The organism is Yersinia pekkanenii, from assembly GCF_001152565.1.
Classification (GTDB): Bacteria; Pseudomonadota; Gammaproteobacteria; order Enterobacterales; family Enterobacteriaceae; genus Yersinia; species Yersinia pekkanenii.
Genome location: NZ_CQAZ01000004.1, coordinates 40,506 through 61,571 on the forward strand (window position 1 = coordinate 40,506; position 21,066 = coordinate 61,571).

Here is a 21,066-nt window from a genome sequence, read left to right on the forward strand (position 1 = left end):
TTTACTATAAAAACGACACGGTGGGCAACGCTGGCTCGTTATTCTAATTCCGCTAACAAATAGTGAATAAGTATGAAAAAAAATACTAACCAACGAGAGTACTTTCTAGACGCTATCCGCGCCTATTTGATGTTACTCGGCATTCCTTTTCATCTTTCTTTAATATACTCCAGCAACCATTGGGCGGTAAACAGCAGTCATCCTTCATCTCTATTTACCTTACTAAATGATTTTATTCACGCCTTTCGCATGCAGGTTTTTTTTGTTATTTCAGGTTATTTTTCGTTCATGCTATATCAGCGTTATGAGCGCCAGCACTGGCTTAAGGTCCGTTTAGAGCGAGTGGTTATTCCGTTTCTGGCAGCGATCCCACTCATTACGCTGCCACAATTCTTTCTACTCAAAAATTACACGCAAAAATTACAAGGTTGGAATTCATTTACACTTTATCAAAAAATAAACATTGCTATTTGGGAAGTTATTTCACATTTATGGTTTTTGTTAACACTGATCTTACTCACAGGTCTCTGTTTTTATCTATTCAAAAAAATTAAAAATAACGCCTCATCAATTCCAATCTTGGTAAAGGGAATGAATAATATAGGAAAAATCTCACTATTGTTGGTTATATTTGTATTAATTTACGCTGTGATACGTAGAGTCATATTTATCCTTAATCCTGAGATACTCTTTAATAGTATCTTTAATTTCGTTGTTATGGAGACGCTGTTTTATTTGCCATTCTTTCTTCTCGGTGCTTACAGTTTTATCTATCCAACACTCAAACAGGTATTTCTTACGTTTTCACCAGGCTCATTATTAGCCTCAATATTGTTATTTATCGCTTATTATGTAAACCAACACATTAATACTGCTGAGTTTTTTTCCTTCGAATTGGACCTTATCATCAAGGTACTGATGGGCGTCACCATGACCAATGTGGTCTATTCTCTTGGCCACCGGTTATTTAACTCCCCCTCGCCTCGCATCACTTATCTGGTAAATGCTTCGCTATTTATCTATCTGGTACACCATCCATTGACTTTGATTTATGGCACCTTCATTACACCCAAAATTGACAATAATGGCCTAGGCTTTTTGTTGGGCATAGTCTTTGTTTGCTTGATCTCGTTCATACTGTATGAGATTCATCGCCGCGTTCCTTTGCTGAAATTCTTGTTTTCTGGCAAGTCGCCGCCGCAAACAGCGCAATCAAACTATTATGCGAACAAATAATATTATTGCTAAGCAATATGAATATCGCCATACCGCTTAGGTCATAAAGCGGCTACACTGTGAAACCATCATGTAGATGGCGGGATGGCTTATGCCTCACTGTGCGCTCTGCTTTCAGAGCAACTATCCTGTTGATTCCTTATCAGGATTTGTTTCACTTGCAGTGACAACAAAAAGAGGAATTACGATGAAAAAGCAAGAATCGATTGAGAATAATCCCACGTCTGATACCCCCCCAGTCACCGAGTTCGCAACCTTGTTTGCCTTGGTTAGCCGCCTGAGCGGAGCACTGGATAGCGCGATCACCGGCAAAGATCGCAGTGTACTGGTCAATGAACTGTCACAACTGTCTGTCGATAATCTTTCTGAACAGGAAAAATTATTAACCACAGAAGCACTGAGACGAGTTCTGGCCACACTCAAACGCGATTAATTCTATTATCCAACGCTCACCCTTGATTCCCCTCAGGGAAATTAAAGGTGAGTGATCTGCTCCGCCCCCTTACCTACCTCAGCGGTACAATAGCTAAATATCCTGATTTAACACCTTGAATTGGGTCATCTCTTCCCATCGCTCGCGATAAATCTGTGTATAATATTTTCGCTATAGCTTTCGTTCGCTACTCATTTGTTTACGGATTACATTAGGAGATCTCCCACCTTGGATGCCATCACCATTAACAGCCTCTTTTTGATCGGCGCAGTGCTGGTGGGAGCCAGTATTTTACTGAGTTCATTTTCTTCTCGCTTAGGCATTCCCATTCTGGTTATCTTTCTGGCCATCGGCATGTTGGCAGGTGGCGACGGCATTGGCGGTATTGCCTTTGATAATTATCCGGCCGCGTATCTGGTCAGTAATCTGGCGTTAGCCGTGATTTTGTTGGATGGCGGTATGCGCACCAGAGCATCATCCTTCCGTGTTGCCCTATGGCCGGCACTCTCTTTGGCGACCGTTGGCGTAGTGATTACTGCGGGCCTGACCGGTTTAGCCGCCGCCTGGTTGTTTGATTTAGATATTATTCAAGGTTTATTAATTGGTGCAATTATCGGTTCAACCGATGCTGCGGCGGTGTTCTCCCTGCTCGGTGGCAAAGGTCTCAACGAGCGCGTCAGTGCCACCCTCGAAATAGAATCGGGCAGCAATGATCCCATGGCCGTATTTTTGACAGTGACCTTAATTGCCATGATTTCAGCCGGTGAAACTGGCCTGAGTTGGATGTTCCTGGTGCATTTAATTCAGCAGTTCGGTTTAGGCATTATTATCGGGCTAGGCGGTGGTAGTTTATTACTGTTACTCATCAACCGAATAGAACTGGCAAGCGGTTTATATCCATTGTTGGCCGTCAGTGGCGGGATTTTAGTGTTTTCACTTGCAACCGCGATGAATGGCAGTGGGATTTTGGCGGTGTATATCTGTGGTTTGCTGCTCGGCAACCGCCCAATCCGTAACCGCTCAGGCATATTGCAAACTTTCGATGGGCTGGCATGGCTCAGCCAGATCGGGATGTTCTTGGTATTGGGGTTGCTCCTTAATCCTAGTGAGTTGTTACCGATTGCGATCCCCGCGCTGATCCTCTCATTGTGGATGATTTTATTCGCCCGCCCCCTGTCGGTATTCATCGGTTTGCTACCTTTTCCAAGCTTTAATCTACGTGAGCGTATTTTTATTTCATGGGTTGGCTTACGCGGTGCGGTTCCGGTTATTCTGGCCGTATTCCCGATGATGGCCGGCATACCCAATGCACATTTATTCTTCAATGTGGCCTTTTTTGTCGTATTGGTCTCGCTACTATTACAAGGCAGCAGTCTGTCATTTGCGGCACGCAAAACGAAATTGGTAGTACCACCTGCGTTGGCTCCAGTGGCACGAATTGGTTTAGACATTGATAAGAATAATCAGTGGGAACAGTTCATTTACCAGTTGAGTTGCGATAAGTGGTGTATCGGTGCCGCCCTACGCGATTTAAAAATGCCTGAGGGTACGCGTATCGCGGCTCTGTTCCGGGGTAAAGACTTATTACACCCCACGGGTAGCACCCGCTTAAAAGAAAACGATATCCTGTGTGTCATCGGTCAGGAGCATGACTTACCCGCTCTGGGTAAACTGTTCAGTCAATCACCCAAAATCCAGTTGGACGAGCGCTTCTTTGGTGATTTTATTCTTGATGCCGATGCAAAACTTTACGATATTTCTCAGATTTATGGCCTCAATCTGGAACCGGGTATCGACAAACAGCAAACTCTGGGTCAGTTCGTTCTGTATCTTTTTGGTGGCGAACCGGTTATTGGCGATCAGATTGAGTGGGATGGTTTGACCTGGACCATTGCTGAAATGGAATCAGATCGCGTAAGTCGGGTTGGGGTTAAAATCGTTACTGATAAGGCTTGAATTAGGATACGCCCTTATTTATACAGGCACAAAAAAGAAAAACCAACACACAAGAATAATCCCAAAAATGAAGTGTCAGATAAACTATCCTATCATTTATTGTGGATAGCTGGCTATCTCACAGTATGTGATATTTTTAGCCTATCCATACTATCGAGTGCTTTGGCTTTTCCACTAAGAAATGCAGGATCCATTATTAACATTGGGTATAACCATAAGGCTTATCCATTGCCTGAACGACAGAGTTTCATTCTCTCTTTTGCTTTCTAAATACAATAAAATCGTTAGGATTTTTCTTGCTTACTGTTGATGCGCGTAAATTTCAATAATCATAAAAACAGATATTAATACATCCCATTTAGAAAAAAAACAATTAAAACAATGTGTTAAATTCCATATTATGGCTTGAATTTTTATTGCTTGATAAAGATGTTTTAAATAGTATTATCTTGTAACAGTCTCAATTGTTTATAAATCAATAGCAGCTATATCCTCTACTGCTTTTATTGCTTCTCTCTGTACTGTATTAGATAAAATTGAATTTCATAGTTACCAGTACAGAAGCCTACAGCATGCTCATTTCAGGTAATGATTTTATGATGAAAAAAAATATTTACCACATCCTACTTGTAGAAGAGCACCCTTTTATTAGAATGAGCATTCGTGCAGCTATCGAAGATTGCAGCAATAATTATCTCATAGAAGAAGCAGTTCATACTCAAGAGGCAATAAGCTGGTTAGATCGCCAATCATTCGACTTAATAATTATTGACTTTGCGTTACTGGAGAACGAGGAATATAACCTGATCGACACCATCAGGACATCGCCCAGTAATACCCATGCAAAAATACTGCTTTTCTCCAGCGTCAATGATGCAAATTCAATCACTCAGGCCAAAAACTTGGGTGTCAGCGGTTTTGTGTCTAAAGACCAAGATGTTTCACAACTACTACTCGTTATTAAAACCATACAAGCAGGTTACTCATGCTTTCCAATTGAGAAGATAACTAATGAGACCCTCACTCCCCCCTCAGTTGAAATGTTAACAGCGCAAGAGACAACCATTGCTAAATTACTCGTAAAAGGAATGAATAATAAAATGATCGCCGATGAGTTGTCGATCAGTAGCAGGAGCGTGAGTACACACAAGAGCAACATCTTACATAAGCTAGGCAGCAAAGATAAAATCGTATTAGCCAGACTTTTAAGTTCAGCCTATAAAGAGAGCTAGTTCTGATGAAAATTTTTATAACCAAAATTATCATCATCTTGATTCTTTTCAGCGATGGCGCTTTAGCCCTCTCGCAAGAAAAAATCAGGACGTTACTAAAAGTAGGTTACCTCGACAATCTATCACCGTTAGTGTTTAATAACGGCGAGTTAAAGCCCAGTGGTATGGCCATCGATTACCTCAATCAGTTTGGTGAAAATAAAAATTTTCAATTCGAATATTTTCACTACAAAAACAAAAATGAATTATGCGATGACTTAGAAAGTGGAAAGATCAGTATTGCAATCGGATTCACGCAGATAGCCAATGTCGAATATCAATTGACTCTCCCGTATTTTGGAGAACCCGTCTTTATAAACTGCAAAACAACCAACGCCAGAGAGATATAAAAACAGTTTATTCTCTTTCACAACAGATAACAGCCGAACAACTTAGATCTATATATCCTAATGCTCAGATAATAGAAGATAATCCGGAAGCAGAAATTTTAAAAAATTTACTGTCTGATCCCTATTCCATTTTTGTCAGTGGTGCCTTTAATGCCAACCGTATGGTTCAAGAAAATGCGATGGATATCCAATCCACCCCTTTAAGATATAATTATGAGACAAAGTTTATTTTTGCATTAACTCCATTAATAGAGACTAGTTTCTCAAATACATTCAATACTTTTATCACGAATAACTCATCCTCCTACCCTAATAAAGATGAGATGTATTGGCTTAATTATGCTCAATTAGATAGCTATCAAAAAATACAATTGACGTCAGAGCAAAAAAAATGGGTAGCAGAGAAAAAAACGATCATTGTTGCTGTACCTAAATATTCTTACCCATTGGGGTATCGTGATGATAATGGTAATTTCAGTGGGCTATCTGCACAACTTTTAAATATTGTATCGGAGAGTACAGGACTTAAATTCACACCAGTATTCGTCGACTCATTAGAAGAAATGATCGAGTATGTAAGGTTAGGGAAAGCTGATATGGGGGCTCATAGAACAGTCACCTCTGACTATACACCTAACACAGTATTTAGCCCGCCATTTTATATTTCAAGATTTGTAGCAATAGTGAGATATAATGATAATGAAATAAATAGCTCAAAAGATATTAATGGGAAACGTATTGTTTTTGCGAAAGGTCAGAAAATAATACAAGAAAGTGCTATGGAGTATCCTCAGTCAATAATAGATACTATTGATGGCTCTGAGGTGGATTTGCTAAGTGCCGTTGCTAACAATACAGCAGATGTCACCATCATGCCTAAGATCGTATCGTCTTATTGGGTTAAAAGTTATTATGACAAAAAATTAAAAGAGATACCATTAACGAATCCACCAGCAGTCATTGCATTTACAATTAACAGAAAACATCCTATTCTTAATGAAATACTTAAAAAAGTAATGCTCAGCGCACCTTATAATAATCTATCTAATTTAGACTATCATCTATCAAAATCAACAACACCACCGAGTAATATCACGCCAAAAATAACTGATATAATTTATTTTTCCTTATCAATACTTGCCTTGATATCAATAACCATTATCTTATTCTATATAAGAGCTCGTTTAGTTGGACAGAGAAAAAAAGATTTAGTCGCCGACAATAATCGCCTTAAAAAAATAATAGACTCAATGCCTTACCCTATTTATAGCGTAAAAAAAGATGGCAGTATTGGTTTTGCTAATAAAGCATTTTATTCGTCGCTGTCCATTAAAAACCCTGACAATATTCGTACATTAAAAGATATTGAATCTCTGGAACGGGATAGTCTGTCAACATTCATAAAACTGCATGAAACTGCGCATTCAGAAAATAAAGCAATAAATATTGAACAAAAATACAATTTTTTAGGTGAGGATACCTATATTAAGCAGTGGCTATTACCTGTTGAGGGTAAAAATGAGCAAGATATAGATTTGCTCTGTGGTTGGTTTAATGTCACATACAGTAAAAAGCTAGAAATAAACTTAGAGAATGAGAAAAAAAATACTGAAGATGCGACCAAAGCTAAAAGTATATTTCTTGCACAAATCAGTCATGAGATTAGAACACCACTTTCAATAATCATTGGTATAATAGAACTGTTATGGAAAAAAGCACACACTATTCCTCGACCATTACTGGAACGTCAGGCACTATTAGCTTATCGTAACTCTCGTACATTATTAGGCTTACTAGACCAAGTTATTAACTATACAAAAACGATGGCTAGCGAGAGATCCTCGGTTAATAATAAATTGGTTGATATATATATATTAGTAGAAGATATAGTCTCATTATATCGTATCAGTGCATTAGAAAAAGGATTGAAACTACACTATAAGTATAATAACAATGTTCCACGTTGGATTATTTCAGATGAGCTAAAGCTACAACAACTGCTTAATAACTTACTGTCTAATGCAATTAAATTCACTGAAAAAGGGAGTGTAACCGTCAGTTTAGATATCAAACATCTTAATAAAAAACAAGCTGAGCTTAAGCTCACGATAAAAGATACTGGCATCGGAATTGAGTCCAAATTCAATAGTAAATTATTTGATTTCTTTGAACAAACTAAAACGAGTATCCAGGAACACTATGATGGTTCAGGATTAGGGCTGGCTATTTGCAAGCAAATTTCTTTGCTGTTGAATGGCACTATTTCTTTAAAAAGTGAGCAGCTAAAAGGCACTGAAGTCAATATTACCATTCCCGTAATCATCGCAACACAACAAGCCAACAATGATACGGTGCATAAACTCACTACTGAAGATAATTATAGTATGCTACATATTGCTATTATTGATGACAGTTCAGCCAGTAGTCTGTTGCTTAAAGCTCAACTTGAGCAATATCGTGTTAATGTTAGTGAGACTAATGATCTTGTTGAGGTGAGAAAACGATTAAGTGAAGGGCTATTTGATGCAGTTATCAGTGACTTAAATATGAAAAACATGACTGGTTATGATGTGCTAAAAATTATAGCAGACTCAACCAAATATCCCCCACCTTGCTATATCTATACTGATAATGTTGAAAAAGAAATTGAAGAGAAATGCTTAATGCTCGGAGCTACAGGGTTAATCATAAAACCATCAGAAATTGATCACATGCAAGAGATACTAAGCCACGTCAAGTCGTCTCAACAGCTATATAGATTGCTAATAACACTGGAAAAAAATGCTTATGGCAAACAAGATATGTTATTAAAAATGGTTAATGTACTATCCGATACAGTAAGTGAAAATATCCAACAATTGCAAAAATTAGTTCTTGATGATAAAAAATCCGCGCTCAAGATAGCACATAGCATTAAGGGGATACTTAGCCTACTCCGCTTGGAAGAACTGATGAAGGAATGTGATAACTTCGCGGCTATCTTAGAACACAATCCTGAGGAATTCTCACCCGCATTGCAAACCTTCGAACAAAGTCTGCTGCAATTCTTATCGAACATTAGACAATGCCAAATGTTGATCAATAAACAACAAAGCATGCCTGAAACGTGATCTCAACATAGCCTAAGCTGGCACAGAAAGAGTGGCACTGTAAGCTGTAACTTCGCATTACCGCTTACATTTCATAATATGACTTACCGTTTACACTTAGATAGTTATTTCCTTGGCGGATTTAATTTTATTCACCAAAACAATCCCTACACAAACCAATACCAGTGCAATGGCATTTTTCCATTCTAAAATACTTTCGTTGAGGAAAATGGCCGAAAGAACCGCACCAGAAACCGGGATAAGAAAATTGAACGGCACCACCATTCCTACTCGATTATATTTGAGCAATAAGCTCCATAGTGCAAAAGCCGCTGATGACAACACCACCAGATATGCCAGTAACAATAAGGCCCGCCAACCGAAATCACTCAGATGGCCACCAAACAGGTAACCGCCAAGCGTCAAAACCAAGCCGCCAATGGCAAGTTGGTAGCCCGTCATCACCGTGGTATCCATAGTTTGCGAAATACGCTTACCGTAAATACTGGCGGCTGAAAGAATGAATGCAGCCAGTACAATGCTCCCCTCGCCCAGCAGTGAAAAATTAAAATCCATCAGATCTGAACCAAAATTCACGACCATCACACCAGCAAAGCCCAATGCGCAGCCAATGATTTTATTGAACGTTACCCGGTCATTTTTATAAATATAATGCGCTAACAGCACGCTGAAAAATGTCCCAGTCGCATTCATGATTGAGCCTTTCACCCCAGTGGTATATGCCAGGCCAAGATAGAAAAACACATACTGTAGTGCTGTTTGTGTTAACCCCAGAATAGCTATTTGCTTATATTGGTATGTTTTGAGGCGACCAATAGCTTTACCACTGGCAATAGCGAAAAACAGCAGTACTAATCCTGCCAATAAAAACCGATAACCGGCAAAAACCATTTTGCTAGGAATATCGTCTGGTGCAATATGAAATAGTGTATAACCGTTTTTTATCGCGGGGTAGGCACTCCCCCAAAGGAGGCAACAGAAGGTCGCAACCAGGAAAACAAATTTTTTATTGGTAAAAAGCGGAGGGCTGCCATCCACGTGAACATCCTTTTCAAGCAAAAATGAAATGATGTTTCGTTATAACTATTTCCTGCCAAAAAGTCCTGTCTAATGTCACTTTTTGCCTAAAAATACTCAGGCTATTCTCTGTACCGCACCTATCACCCATGCCCGCCAAAAATAACTGCCTATTTCTTTAACCAAACACCTAAAGATGAGACACAATATTTTAACTTTTTTCTCGATTTTACATTATTTTATCTTAATGAATAAGCACTCAACGCAGTAGCACGATGTGTAAACCGTCCTGTATCGTTTAAAAATCAAACAAATAATATCATTCCATGCCCTACTTCCCCCATAAAATAGATAATTTAACTATTTACGCATATAAACATTAAACATATTTATGTAATTTTGATAAACTTGACTTAAGTTGTGTCACTAACCGAAATTAATCGTACGACAAATAAGCGGTTATAAAGTTTTCCCTGGTGTTGGCCGAATTGGCATCCCTTACCAAATGAGATTGGTAAGGGTTTTTTTTGCCTATCATTCAGGCTTAGGTCGTTATATGTCTAAGAAGCCTGCTGCATCACCCGAGCTAACGTAAGGGCACGGATAATCACCGCCATTATTTCCTGAGAACTGTGGCCTGCTTCGACCAATCGGTAGATCTCTAAACGCAAATCCTGCGCAATGGGCGATGTCGACTCCAGCAGTTTTGATTTTGGCACTGTGGATCGTAGAGATTTTTTGATAAGGGTTGCCGTAGTGCTGGAACGTATTCGATGAAAAATACCTCGCCATAAAACAACCCATGACAAATATCACCCGGTGGGTGACGGAGATAGTAAGGAGGATTTGCCGCAAATTATTTGTAGTAGTAGAAATGCTTGTTTTAGATCAAGCAATTTTTGTATGGGTATTCACTTTTATGAACCAGCTCAAAAAAATGCACCCCTCGATCAATTTTTCATAAAATCAATCATACACCTCTTTGTGGGTAGAAACTGAGGGTGGCAATAATAAACGTCGGTGTCATGTTATTGATAAGAGAGAATTCAGATGGCAGGCAACACATACCGCTTGCAGTGAAAATGGCGGATTATTAATGATGCCCTGAACCATAAAAATAATTCAGAGCATCTGGTATCGTTATTTACGAGGTGATGCCGCTATCACTGCTCAATATCCAGCTTTTCAAGTGCCGATCCCAGCATGCGTTTAGCATCAGGGATAGATTCAATCAACTGGAGAGTAAGCAAAGCTTCAACGGTAGATTCTGCTCCTGAGTTTTTATTCACCTTGGTGGCCGAATCGATACCGTCAAAAGAGATGCCGCTCACCGGATAATACATTTGCGCCTGTGCGGGGTTATTCTTGAAGAACCACAACGATAAATCGACCGCTCGCTCCAGGTAAATCGCATCGCGGGAGATCTGCCAAGCTTTGATATTGGCAAATACCATCGGACGGATGATATAGGCAATCTGGGAGAATTTCTTTTGTTCCATCAGTGTGACTTTCTCACCCTGCTGACGAACGGTAAACTCGTTTAATAACCCATTATTAATCAACCAAGGGTGGAAGTGATCCAGCTCGTTAAAGGCCGCTTTAATCATATCCCGATCACCCAAACTATTGCCCGCAACCAGCAAAGAATATGCCTGGCTGTTACCGTAACCATGCCACAGGTTTTGCCAGCTTAAAAAGGCACCATTAACCGGTGAAGAGGGATCCTTAACCTGCATCAGCATGATACCGGCGGCCAGTGAACGCATCATCTTTTCAATTTCTGGTTTTGCGTCCAAAGCCTGTGCATCACTCAAAGCCATCAACAGCACCGAAGCCTGATCGCCAGCAGTATGAGGCAGCCATTCAGCTACCGCTACACCCTCTTTTTCGCCCTGGGTTTGTTTGAAGTTAAAATCTTTATAAATCACATCGATGGTGGCGAAAATAGTCTCGCGGGTTCTTTCTGCCAGCGCGCTATCGGTTTTTACCAATGTAGGGTATGCCTGAGTCAGCGCCCATAACGCGCGCCATGTCCACCAATTTGGCTCTGCCACACTGGTTTTATATTCTTTATTAATAGAATGGTCAGGGTAGATAAAATTATAGAAATAACCATTATCCGCCCGCTGATAAAGAATAAATTCGACCAACGATTTTACTTTTTCTAAATCTGCCGCTGAGCCTGTTGATTGATATTGACGCTGATAAAAAATGGCCGCACGAGCAACGTCATCAATGGCTGATACACCTTCAATGGGATCTTTAACCCAACGGTAATCTGGAAACTCACTATAGATATGAATCAGACCCAGTTCTGTTTTGTTCGCAACCGTGACCTTCTGGTATAAGGCATCCAAATGCTCGGCATTAACCAGCGAGGCGGAGGAAGAGAACGATGTTAACCCGATGACGCAAACCAGCGTATGTAATAGTTTCATATTATTTCTCTTATTCTAGGTTCATTATTTACCACAAGTTAAAAAATATAGTTAACACCTAATTTGCCAAAATGCGTGGTAGTGTCATTGTAACTTTTCTCATCGCGCACGCCACGATCCCAGAATTTTTTGTCGTGTTCCACCCGGTAAAAATATTCGGCAACCAGATAAAATCTATCAGCGATAGGATAGCTATAGTTAAAGATATATTTTTGCGCTTTCGAGGTTTCTCTATAGCCGTCTTGCCCACCGATACGTCTTAACTGCGGTTCCATTTTAAACAGAAAGTTATTTTTACCCATATTAACCGCAACCCAAGGACGAAGTTCCTGCTCCAGAACGTTCGCTGTTTTTGCGCCGTCATGATTAAAGTCCTGGCCCTCTTTACGGAATAACTCAAGACCCGCGTGCACATTATCTGCAACGCGATAATTCACATTAATGAGCGCTTCATAGAACTGGAACCGCCCATTATCGGCACCACGGGCATCTTTATCTTCTACCAGCATTTTCACATCGGTATTTACACTCAAGCTATCCGATACTTGATAACGGTAATAGGGCCGGAAGCCATAACCATCGCCGCCAATATTGTTGTCGCTGCCTGTCATGCGGTTTTTCTCATAACCGGTTTTGCCTAAATAGATCCCCTCGAACATAAACCAGTGTTTATCGACACTTTTGGCCCAGGCAGGACGAATTTCCATTTCTATCATGCGGAAATCGACTTTTTGATTGCTCTCATTACGTGAGTCGCTGGTAAACTGCACTTGCTTGAGTACAAAGCCGGTATTCCAACCTGTATCGCCAAAATTAACTCGCCCGTCAGCGAACACCCTTTCATGCACCGGACGAGAGTTAGTGCTGCGTCCTTCATTGCGGAAATGTTCTATTTTATATTCAGCCAGCCAGTTGCCATGAAAATAAGCTTTTTCATTCTTAGGAATGCGCACAATGCCAACATTATCATCGCTGAGTTCGACAACGGCCTCCACCGTCTCACCACCGTCGTTTACTATTCTTATTTTATCACCAGCAAAAATAGGGCTATTTTCAGTGTTATTGGTTTTTACCCTATTCGGAGAATTATCCGCATGGGCAACAGAACAGATACCTGCCATCAGAAACAGGTAAAAATATTTTGAGTGTTTCATATGCATTCCATGTAAGCAGGTGGTATTCCCATTCGATAGATAATAGGAATCCCACCCAATATAATTGATATTAGATTTAGTCCATTAAGGAAATTAAACAGCGATTCAGATTGTCTGGTAATTAAAATCCGGTAAAGGGATCCTCAATATCAATCCAATGCGCTTCAGCATCACTGGCACCCACATATAATCGCCAGCGGTTGTCCGGTAGTTTAATCAGTCCTCCAGGGAAAAGAACATCCACTAAGTCCGGGCGTTTAGCGCTACCGGGTAGCAGATTATCTCTGACCGCAATAATTTTTATTGCGGTGTCGTGTTTGGTCTCCGGGTTGAAGATAAATACGCCCGGGTAGTAGTGCCTCCTTCCTTGTGGGTCAAAACAGGCAATATGGGAAAGTAACCCAATGGTGCCGTCGCAAAGTAAATGAGTTTCGTTGACACCGCCCCATTCGTCAGTGTTGAACTGCTGATCGAACAGTTCAGCACTAGCGATAGTTTCTGCTGTTAACGCCTCCAGGTTGTTTATCTCAACATAGCCAATAGTCCCTCTACCGCCAATATTGCCCTGTGGTCGGGTAAATACCCCAATGCGCCCCGGTTGAATATGACACAGACGGATATCCTTCATTCCCGGTGGGCCAGAGGCGAAACGGGTTAATGAGTAGATGTCAGGCCCACGATAAAATACGGTGTGCCAGATGAGTGCTTCCGGGTTATCAGGGTGTGGATTAATCTCAACCCCGCCAAAAATGAGTTCATCCTCAATCCAGGTAAAGAAGGGATCCTGTAATTGGAAGGTCGGAGCCTCTGCAACCGGCGTCCATTTCCCTTGCTGTTCACTAAAAAATACAATAGTTGAATGCTCGGAGTCCCTAGCTTCAACACGCCCGGCAATCACTACCTGCCCGGCGGAGGTAAATGGGGCCGTAATATTATAAATGTCTTGGTCACCGACGCCGGTAAACTCAAGCTTTCCGGTCGAATGGGTGATATCCGACCTGCGTTGCTGGTAGTCGGCGAGCAGTTGGGCAACGCTGGCTGGGGGGTTATGTATCATCATAGAACCTTATATTTTATCCCGTAATTATACCGACAGGTGCTGCCACAATTGAGCCAGAGGCATTTCAGCCAGACACATACATTCGTCCGCTGCGCCGTAATAGACCCGCAAAGTATCGTTCTCAATTAATGCGCCACAGGTAAAGACAACGTTACCAAAAAAGCCGTGCAGCTCATAAGGTGCCTGAGGTTGGAGCAACGGCACCGGCGACTTCGCGAGGATTTTGGTGGGTTGTGCCAGATCAAGCAGCAGCGCACCAAGGGAATAGCGTTGGTTAACATCCACCCCGTGGTAAATTTGCAGCCATCCTTTTTCGGTTTTCAGCATTTGTGCGCCACCGCCCAGTTTCAAGGCATCCCAAGGATCTTGCGATGTCCCCAATAAGTGCCGGTGGTCTCCCCAGTGCAACAGATCGGTGGAACTGGCCAGCCAAATCTCAGGTTTGCCGAAGTGTTTCGGTGCCGGGCGGTGCAACGTCATATATTTACCGTCGATTTTTTCCGGGAATAAGCAGGCATCACGATTATCCGGGCAGAAAATCAGCCCCAAGCGCTCAACCTCGGTGAAGTCCCGAGTGACCGCCAACGCGGTGCAAATCCCCTTAGCAGAAACGGCAGAATAGTTAATATAAAAAGCACCATCAATCTGAGTAATACGGGCATCTTCACAACCAAAAGCTTCGTAACCATTAGCCGGGAAGATAAAGGGCTGATCGTCAACAGTGAAGCTCACGCCGTCACGACTTCTCGCCACACGAAGATGGGAAAGAGAGGTCAGGTAGACGGTCGATGGATCAGCAATATCGGTGATTAGCCGCGGATCGCTAAAATCGTAGGCTGGATCATCACGCTGGAACAACCGCGTTGTCACCTGCCAGCGCCCGGAATCTTCCATTAGAAAAGGTACGGCGGTGGTGCCTTCACTTTCAGGGATAACGCTTTCCGCGATGCGGATCAGCATAATGGTTTCATCGCCCAGTTTGGTGACACCGGCGTTAAAGGCGCATTCAACCTTAAATCCCGGATAGCTTGGCGTAATATCCTGGGGTGTAATTAACGGATTACCGGAATACCTAATCATCATTGTCCTCTATATAAATAACGATATCGTTATTAGTCATTTCACTGTCTTTACGGGTATCAAATAAAACCTTTCCGGGGAGAGGAGCCGCTAATGGATAAGCTCTGCCAAAATTAATCAATACCGTGGCACGCTGGCGGCGATAGCAACGGCTGAATATCAGGGTGTCCTGCACCAGTGCTAACCCGTCATATTCGCCATACTGAAAAACGGGGTATTGAGCGCGTAGAGCCATCATTTTTTGATAGTCATGCCAGAGTGAGTGACTGTGCTGTTGAGCCGTTTCGGCGTTGATCTCCCTATAATTTTCATTAATAGGCATCCAAGGCACTTGCGAACTAAACCCAGCCAATGGGGCGCAGGACCACTGCATCGGTGATCGTGAATTATCACGGCTTTTGGTTAATGCAAAGCGGAAGGCTTCGTCAGGATCACCGCAGGTCGTAAGTTTCTGCTGGTAATGCATTTTCCCCTGGATGTCATAAATATCGTCCGGGCAGGTGGCTACGTAGTCCTGCATGCCCACTTCTTCGCCGTAATAAATAAAGGGAACACCGCTCGCCATTAATTGCAGCGCGGCCACCGCCCGGGCACGGGCAATATCGCCAACACCATCGCCGAAACGACTGATCATTCTCGGCATATCATGACTGGAGAAAAACAGCGTTGGCACGCCACTGTGTGTACTGTTCATCTGCTCCAACTGCCGGAAAATCTGTTGTGGTTCGAAAGTTGGCTGGCTGGCTAAATTAAAATTAAAGACCACATCACATAATGCGGCAGACTGATAACGCACCAGTTCATCGAGCTTATCGCTGCCCACTTCCCCGACAATAAAACAGTCACCTTTAGCACGCACATGAGCCAGTAAATCGGCGAGACAATCTTCGATAGCTGGCTGATTAATATCATTAAGGTGTTGCTGCTCACCGTTATCCAGCATCGGGTTATCCGTTCGGCTGGCATCGCAAGAAAGGAAATTGATCACATCCAGTCGAAAACCATCCACGCCCATCTCTAGCCAGAAATCCAGTACCGCTTTAGCTTCATCAACCACCGCCGGATTAGCCCAGTTAAGATCAGCCTGCTGAACAGCAAACTTGTGGTAGTAGTAATACTCGCCTTCCGCTTCCGGCTCCCAAGCCGAGCCGCCAAAGAATGACTGCCAGTTATTAGGTTCGCGGGTAAAAATAAAATAGTCACGATATTGGCTGGCCGGATTATTGTGCGCATCTTTAAACCACGGATGCTCGGTAGATACGTGGTTAAGCACAACGTCGATAATGACCCGAATATTGCGCTGGTGGGCCTCAGCAATTAACTGTGCGAAGACCTCCAAAGTGCCAAAACGCGGGGCAACGTTAAGGTAATCGCTGATATCGTAGCCATTATCCACCAGGGGGGAAGGATAGAATGGGGTTATCCAAATTCCACCAATCCCCAGCGCCTGTAAATAGTCCAGTCGCTCTATTAGCCCGTAAAAATCCCCTACCCCATCACCGTTACCGTCCTGGAAACTGGGCAGGTAAATTTGATAGAAGACCGTTTCACGCCACCACCGCATATTAGTCATCTCGGCCGCGCCCTATTTTAATGACAGGGACATGCCCTGCATGAAATATTTACGGAATAAAATAAACAGCACGACAATCGGGATGGTCTGAATAACCGCGCCAGCAATCACTGGCCCAACATAAACACCATAGGATTTGCTGAATGTGGCCAATAACACCGAGAGCGGCATTTTACTTTCATCCTGAATAACAATCAGCGGCCATAAGAAGTTGTCCCATGTACCGACAAAGGTAAACAGTGCCACGATGGCGATAATGGCTTTATTAAGCGGCATCATCAGATAAATCATAATTTGCCACAGACTGGCGTTATCTATCTTAGCCGCGTGAATATAATCATTCGGCGTTCCCTGAAAGCTCTGGGAAATCATAAAAATGCCCCAAGAACTCATCAGGAAAGGGATAATCATGGCGCTATAAGTGTTTAATAACCCCAACTCCCTGACCAAGACAAATTGCGGGATGATAAACATAGATGCGGGGAAAACCATCTGTAAGAACAATAAGTTTCTAAACAGTGATTGACCTTTGAACTGCATTTTGGCCAGCGCGAAGCCAATAAACATCGAGCTTAACGTTACCGCTACCGTCACCACCGTCGAAATAAAGAATGAGTTCAGCAATGTCTTTAAAAATGGCTTTTCCACCCGGCCACTGTTTTCAAAAAGAAAACGATAGTTATCAAGTGAATAAGCGGTATCAAACAGCCCGGAAGTGTAAATGTCGGCCGACTGTTTAAAGGAAGATAGCACCATCCAGATATAGGGATAGAGCCATGAGAGCGCCAGAGCAAACATAATCAGATGGACGATGAGACTGCTGATGTTTTTTTTCATTTAAACGATCTCTACCTTTCTTTCCAGCAATTTTCTGACCGCCAAAATGATCCCAAAACTGGTGAGCGCGATAAAAATTGACATGGTGGCCGCCCAGCTTGGCTGCATCTTCATAAACGCGGTTTCATACATCACAATCATCGGTGTAGTGGTGCTATTAAGTGGCCCGCCACCAGTAATAAGGTATGGCTCGGTAAAAATAGCGAAGGAGACCGTAATAGCGAGAACTAACACCATAATTAATTGCGGGTTGATCATCGGTAACGTGATATGGAATAAGCGCTTGACGGAACCAGTATTATCTAATGTCGCCGCTGAATAAATTTCTTTAGGAATACTGTTCAGCCCAGAAAATAAAATCAACCCGTAATATCCAACAAACTTCCATGTCACCACCAAGGCGATAGATAACATGGCTAAATCCGGGCTGGTTAACCAAGGCAGGGTAAAGCCAAACCAGTCATATAAAAAAGTATTCAACGGCCCATCCTGACTAAATATCTTGGAGAACACGATGGAATAGGCCACGCCGGATGAAACATTAGCCAGTAAAAAGCTCAGCCCAACAAAGGTTCTGCCATACTTCAATTTCTGTAAGCCAAACGCGAACAGGAATGAAGCGATAAACACAATCGGTAAGTAATACATTAAGAAACGCAGCACGTTTAACATCGACTTCCAGAACAATGGGTCCTGCAACACCAGAATAAAGTTATTCAGGCCATTGAACGTAGGGGTGCCGACAAATCGCCATTCAGTTAGCGATAAAACCGCCAGCCAAATAAAAGGATAAAACCAAAATATGCTGGTATATCCCAGATAGGAGGCAGCCAATATGCTGCCTACATGTTTATCTTTAAGCTTTAAAAAAGTCATAATGCAAGGCCACCTGCTTACTTTGATGCACAAAACGATAAATTAACTCATTCTTATTATTCGTGTTTTAAAATTCAGTGTTTTAAAATCGCATTCACTTCTTTTACTGACTGTTGCAGCGCTGCATCGGGAGTTGCGGTATTAAACGCCGTCTTCTCAATCATTTGTGTCATGCTGCGTTGGATTTCTACCGTTTCACCACTGGAAACAGGCGGGATCGCCACGTTGACATATTCGGCGTAGGCCGCTGCGTACGGGTGTTCCTGATAGTATTCTGCGAAGAAAGGATTGGTGAGCAAATCCCCTCTGGCGGGTGGCATGCCGGTCAGTTCCATCCAGCGTTTATCGAACTTTGGCTGGCTGAATACCCACTGAATAAACTCCCACGCCTCGGGCTTAACTTTAGAGTGGCTGAACAGCACCAGTCCTTTGCCATCAGCGAAGGTATGGGGTTTATCTTGCGTATTCTTGACCAGCATCGGGCCAATTTTTATGTGTTTTAAAATTTCTGGATATTGTTGCTGATAACGACTGATATCCCAGGGGCCGCGTACTGCGCCCAAGACTTTGCCGGTGACTAAGGGATCATCCTGGCCAAAGTCGTACAGAGTCCATTTTTTTGAAAACAGAGTATGCATAAAACCCAAAACGTCATGCCCGGCCTGGCTATCATAGGTGGCTTGTTGGTTGGAGATATAAGATTTACCGCCACTTTCGGCATAATAGAGGGCGATAAAATCAAACCAGCGGTCCCACCAGTTACGGCCAGAAGTGGCTTGTATCGCATAACGTTTATCCGGGATGGTGTATTTTTCGGAGAGGGCGTACACCTCGTCATAGGTTTTCGGAACATCGCTAAAACCCTGCTCGGCTAACAAATCGCCACGCCACCAAAATAGCACCGGGTTCATGTAAATTGGCAGGATGTAATTTTTGCCGTTATAGCGCCAATTATCCATGATATCCGTCATCTGGCGGGTATCAATTAAATTGTCATAACCCTCCATCGTCGAAAGATCAACCACCTGGCCTAAATCAGCAAGCTGAGAGCCAAAACCGGTAAAAATATTTTCTGAGATGTCAGGTGCGCGATCAGAAGCAATTGCATTCATTATGGCTTCTTCAGAGCTACCCGCTGCCGGAATGGTTGAAAAAACCACTTTCTTTTTATCCGGTTGTTTATTCCACTCCCCAACCACTTCGCTCCAGAAAGCTTCCTGAACATTATTCGGCGCGATCCACAGAGTGATATCCTGTTTTTCATTTTTAGTCGAAGTAGCATCATTGTCGCAGCCAGTCAGCACCACACAACTGGAGGCAATCGCCAAAGAAATCAGGGTGTTCTTTATTTTATCTAACATTGCTTTATTCCCAGGGCCATCGTTGAATGAAAAGGCTGGAAGACCAATTTTAACGTTAAAATAAAATAGCAGCGTAATTCCCATAATGATGTGAGGTATTTCACATCTCATCATTTTAAGTTTAACGTTAAAATCGTGACATTCATTCAAATTTTAACGTTAAAATTGATGTAGCATGCAGTTAGTAAGCTGTGGGTTTGATCATTTCACATGGAGGAGGATCTGATACAGGCAATTTGATTCATTCTTCTTCCCGGAGATTTTAACATGACCACAAGTAAGAAAAGAGAAACGCTTAAAACAATAGCTGAGGCGCTTAACGTGACACATACCACTGTCTCGAATGTGTTTAATCGGCCGGAAAAAGTATCACCTGAATTACGAGAAAAAATTTTAGCCTACACCGAATCGATCAATTATCACGGTCCTGCGGGGGCTGGGCGCTTTCTGCGGACCGGGCAATGCGGGACACTCGGTGTCATATTTAACGACAACCTGAGTTATGTTTTCTCTGATCGACATGATATTGCGTTGATGCGTGGCATTGCCGAAGAGTGTGAAAAGAATGGCATTAATATCGCTTTAATGCCGTTAAAAGCGAATAACGCGCTAAAAAAGCGGATGATGGGCGCCCTGGTAGATGGTTATATTTTAAATGCGACCTATAACAATGACGAAATTGTTCAGGCGGCATTAACCAGCGGGCTACCGGTGATTACCACCGATATCAAACTCCAGAGTTTCGCCTGTGTTTCGATAGATGACGGGGCCGCGATGCAAACCATCTGCCACCACTTGCTGGCAGCCGGACATAAAAAGTTCGGTATTGTCTCTTTCCCGGTGAACAGGCAGCCCGACGTGCTGTCATCTCTGGCTCAATTCTCTACTGAGTATGATAACGGGGTGGCCTTCGGGCGAATTAACGCCTGTATCAAGGCACTGGCTACCGCCGGAGTTGATTTACACACCAGCTATGTGGCCGAACAGCCGCACAGTGAAGCTGGCGGAGAAACTGCGGCCAAAGCGTTACTGGCAGCGCAGCCGGATATCTCGGCCATTATCTGTTTATCTGACCGTTTTGCGTTCGGCGTTTATCAGTTTTGCCAAAGCCACAATATTTCAGTACCCGGCCAGATTGCGATTACCGGATTTGACGATATCGACATTCAGGATCCTCCCATTGGTTTAACGACTATTCGTCAACCTATTGTTTTGAAAGGTCGAGAAGCTGCGAGAGCGCTTATTTCTGGCCAATTGGCCCGTGACATATCTTTAGATTTTGAACTTATCGTTCGTGATTCTGCATAATCAGAT

Annotated in this window: 17 protein-coding genes; 7 read left to right on the forward strand and 10 right to left on the reverse strand. The window is 42.6% G+C overall.

Annotation, left to right across the window (positions count from 1 at the left end; all coding sequences use genetic code 11):
• The first annotated feature begins 72 nt into the window (after positions 1–72).
• The 6 genes from mdoC (at position 73) to AEP37_RS02905 (ending at position 8,356) form a co-directional block, all read left to right on the forward strand.
• Positions 73–1,236, forward strand: coding sequence for a glucans biosynthesis protein MdoC (mdoC, locus tag AEP37_RS02880; RefSeq protein WP_049609563.1), 1,164 nt, complete (start codon positions 73–75; stop codon positions 1,234–1,236).
• A gap of 187 nt (positions 1,237–1,423) precedes the next feature.
• Positions 1,424–1,669, forward strand: a complete 246-nt coding sequence (locus AEP37_RS02885) for a hypothetical protein (RefSeq protein WP_049609566.1) — start codon at positions 1,424–1,426, stop codon at positions 1,667–1,669.
• Between the two features lie 228 nt (positions 1,670–1,897).
• Positions 1,898–3,625 carry a potassium/proton antiporter gene (locus AEP37_RS02890; protein ID WP_049609569.1) on the forward strand — a complete coding sequence of 576 codons (1,728 nt, stop codon included), beginning with the start codon at positions 1,898–1,900 and terminating at the stop codon, positions 3,623–3,625.
• Positions 3,626–4,221: 596 nt separating this feature from the next.
• Entirely contained in the window at positions 4,222–4,857 is a 636-nt protein-coding gene (locus AEP37_RS02895) for a response regulator transcription factor (RefSeq protein WP_049609573.1), read from the forward strand.
• Positions 4,858–4,862: 5 nt separating this feature from the next.
• On the forward strand, positions 4,863–5,246 hold the full coding sequence (locus tag AEP37_RS02900; protein WP_049609576.1) for a transporter substrate-binding domain-containing protein: 384 nt from the start codon (positions 4,863–4,865) through the stop codon (positions 5,244–5,246).
• Positions 5,247–5,407: 161 nt separating this feature from the next.
• Positions 5,408–8,356: an ATP-binding protein gene (locus tag AEP37_RS02905; RefSeq protein WP_082170661.1), complete on the forward strand. Its 2,949-nt coding sequence runs from the start codon at positions 5,408–5,410 to the stop codon at positions 8,354–8,356.
• A 96-nt stretch (positions 8,357–8,452) separates the two neighbouring features.
• On the opposite strand, the gene AEP37_RS02910 is transcribed toward AEP37_RS02905, so the two are convergent.
• The 10 genes from AEP37_RS02910 to AEP37_RS02950 form a co-directional block, all read right to left on the reverse strand.
• A complete protein-coding gene (locus AEP37_RS02910) occupies positions 8,453–9,394 on the reverse strand; it encodes a DMT family transporter (RefSeq protein WP_049609583.1) in 942 nt (313 codons plus the stop codon).
• Between the two features lie 539 nt (positions 9,395–9,933).
• Positions 9,934–10,092, reverse strand: a complete 159-nt coding sequence (locus AEP37_RS27155; protein ID WP_235801357.1) for a cytochrome c-type biogenesis protein CcmH — start codon at positions 10,090–10,092, stop codon at positions 9,934–9,936.
• A gap of 444 nt (positions 10,093–10,536) precedes the next feature.
• A complete protein-coding gene (locus AEP37_RS27680) occupies positions 10,537–11,193 on the reverse strand; it encodes a sugar phosphotransferase (protein ID WP_328286893.1) in 657 nt (218 codons plus the stop codon).
• A gap of 656 nt (positions 11,194–11,849) precedes the next feature.
• Positions 11,850–12,965 (reverse strand): hypothetical protein, encoded by a 1,116-nt coding sequence (locus tag AEP37_RS02920; RefSeq protein WP_049609589.1) that lies wholly within the window; start codon positions 12,963–12,965, stop codon positions 11,850–11,852.
• A 121-nt stretch (positions 12,966–13,086) separates the two neighbouring features.
• Positions 13,087–14,025 (reverse strand): MTP-1 family protein, encoded by a 939-nt coding sequence (locus AEP37_RS02925; protein ID WP_082170663.1) that lies wholly within the window; start codon positions 14,023–14,025, stop codon positions 13,087–13,089.
• 24 nt (positions 14,026–14,049) lie between these two features.
• Positions 14,050–15,105: a glycoside hydrolase family 130 protein gene (locus AEP37_RS02930; RefSeq protein WP_049609595.1), complete on the reverse strand. Its 1,056-nt coding sequence runs from the start codon at positions 15,103–15,105 to the stop codon at positions 14,050–14,052.
• On the reverse strand, positions 15,098–16,678 hold the full coding sequence (locus AEP37_RS02935; protein ID WP_049609598.1) for an alpha-glucosidase: 1,581 nt from the start codon (positions 16,676–16,678) through the stop codon (positions 15,098–15,100). The genes AEP37_RS02930 and AEP37_RS02935 overlap by 8 nt, the downstream gene beginning before the upstream one ends.
• Positions 16,679–16,690: 12 nt before the next feature.
• Positions 16,691–17,515, reverse strand: coding sequence for a carbohydrate ABC transporter permease (locus AEP37_RS02940; protein ID WP_049609601.1), 825 nt, complete (start codon positions 17,513–17,515; stop codon positions 16,691–16,693).
• A complete protein-coding gene (locus tag AEP37_RS02945; protein WP_049609604.1) occupies positions 17,516–18,391 on the reverse strand; it encodes a carbohydrate ABC transporter permease in 876 nt (291 codons plus the stop codon).
• Positions 18,392–18,465: 74 nt separating this feature from the next.
• On the reverse strand, positions 18,466–19,752 hold the full coding sequence (locus AEP37_RS02950) for an ABC transporter substrate-binding protein (RefSeq protein ID WP_049609921.1): 1,287 nt from the start codon (positions 19,750–19,752) through the stop codon (positions 18,466–18,468).
• Positions 19,753–20,019: 267 nt separating this feature from the next.
• Here AEP37_RS02950 and AEP37_RS02955 point away from each other — a divergent pair, with 267 nt between their 5' ends.
• Positions 20,020–21,060, forward strand: a complete 1,041-nt coding sequence (locus AEP37_RS02955) for a LacI family DNA-binding transcriptional regulator (RefSeq protein ID WP_049609607.1) — start codon at positions 20,020–20,022, stop codon at positions 21,058–21,060.
• The last annotated feature ends 6 nt before the right edge of the window (positions 21,061–21,066 follow it).

Excerpts from the sequence above, each read along its gene's own strand:
- AEP37_RS02885 (WP_049609566.1), top strand. The coding sequence starts at position 1,424 with ATGAAAAAGCAAGAATCGATTGAGAATAATCCCACGTCTGATACCCCC.
- AEP37_RS02905 (WP_082170661.1), top strand. The coding sequence starts at position 5,408 with ATGGTTCAAGAAAATGCGATGGATATCCAATCCACCCCTTTAAGATAT.
- AEP37_RS02950 (WP_049609921.1), bottom strand. The coding sequence starts at position 19,752 with ATGTTAGATAAAATAAAGAACACCCTGATTTCTTTGGCGATTGCCTCC.
- AEP37_RS02895 (WP_049609573.1), top strand. The coding sequence starts at position 4,222 with ATGATGAAAAAAAATATTTACCACATCCTACTTGTAGAAGAGCACCCT.
- AEP37_RS02935 (WP_049609598.1), bottom strand. The coding sequence starts at position 16,678 with ATGACTAATATGCGGTGGTGGCGTGAAACGGTCTTCTATCAAATTTAC.
- AEP37_RS02900 (WP_049609576.1), top strand. The coding sequence starts at position 4,863 with ATGAAAATTTTTATAACCAAAATTATCATCATCTTGATTCTTTTCAGC.
- mdoC (WP_049609563.1), top strand. The coding sequence starts at position 73 with ATGAAAAAAAATACTAACCAACGAGAGTACTTTCTAGACGCTATCCGC.
- AEP37_RS02940 (WP_049609601.1), bottom strand. The coding sequence starts at position 17,515 with ATGAAAAAAAACATCAGCAGTCTCATCGTCCATCTGATTATGTTTGCT.
- AEP37_RS02920 (WP_049609589.1), bottom strand. The coding sequence starts at position 12,965 with ATGAAACACTCAAAATATTTTTACCTGTTTCTGATGGCAGGTATCTGT.
- AEP37_RS02955 (WP_049609607.1), top strand. The coding sequence starts at position 20,020 with ATGACCACAAGTAAGAAAAGAGAAACGCTTAAAACAATAGCTGAGGCG.
- AEP37_RS27680 (WP_328286893.1), bottom strand. The coding sequence starts at position 11,193 with ATGGCTTTGAGTGATGCACAGGCTTTGGACGCAAAACCAGAAATTGAA.
- AEP37_RS02945 (WP_049609604.1), bottom strand. The coding sequence starts at position 18,391 with ATGACTTTTTTAAAGCTTAAAGATAAACATGTAGGCAGCATATTGGCT.
- AEP37_RS02925 (WP_082170663.1), bottom strand. The coding sequence starts at position 14,025 with ATGATGATACATAACCCCCCAGCCAGCGTTGCCCAACTGCTCGCCGAC.
- AEP37_RS02930 (WP_049609595.1), bottom strand. The coding sequence starts at position 15,105 with ATGATTAGGTATTCCGGTAATCCGTTAATTACACCCCAGGATATTACG.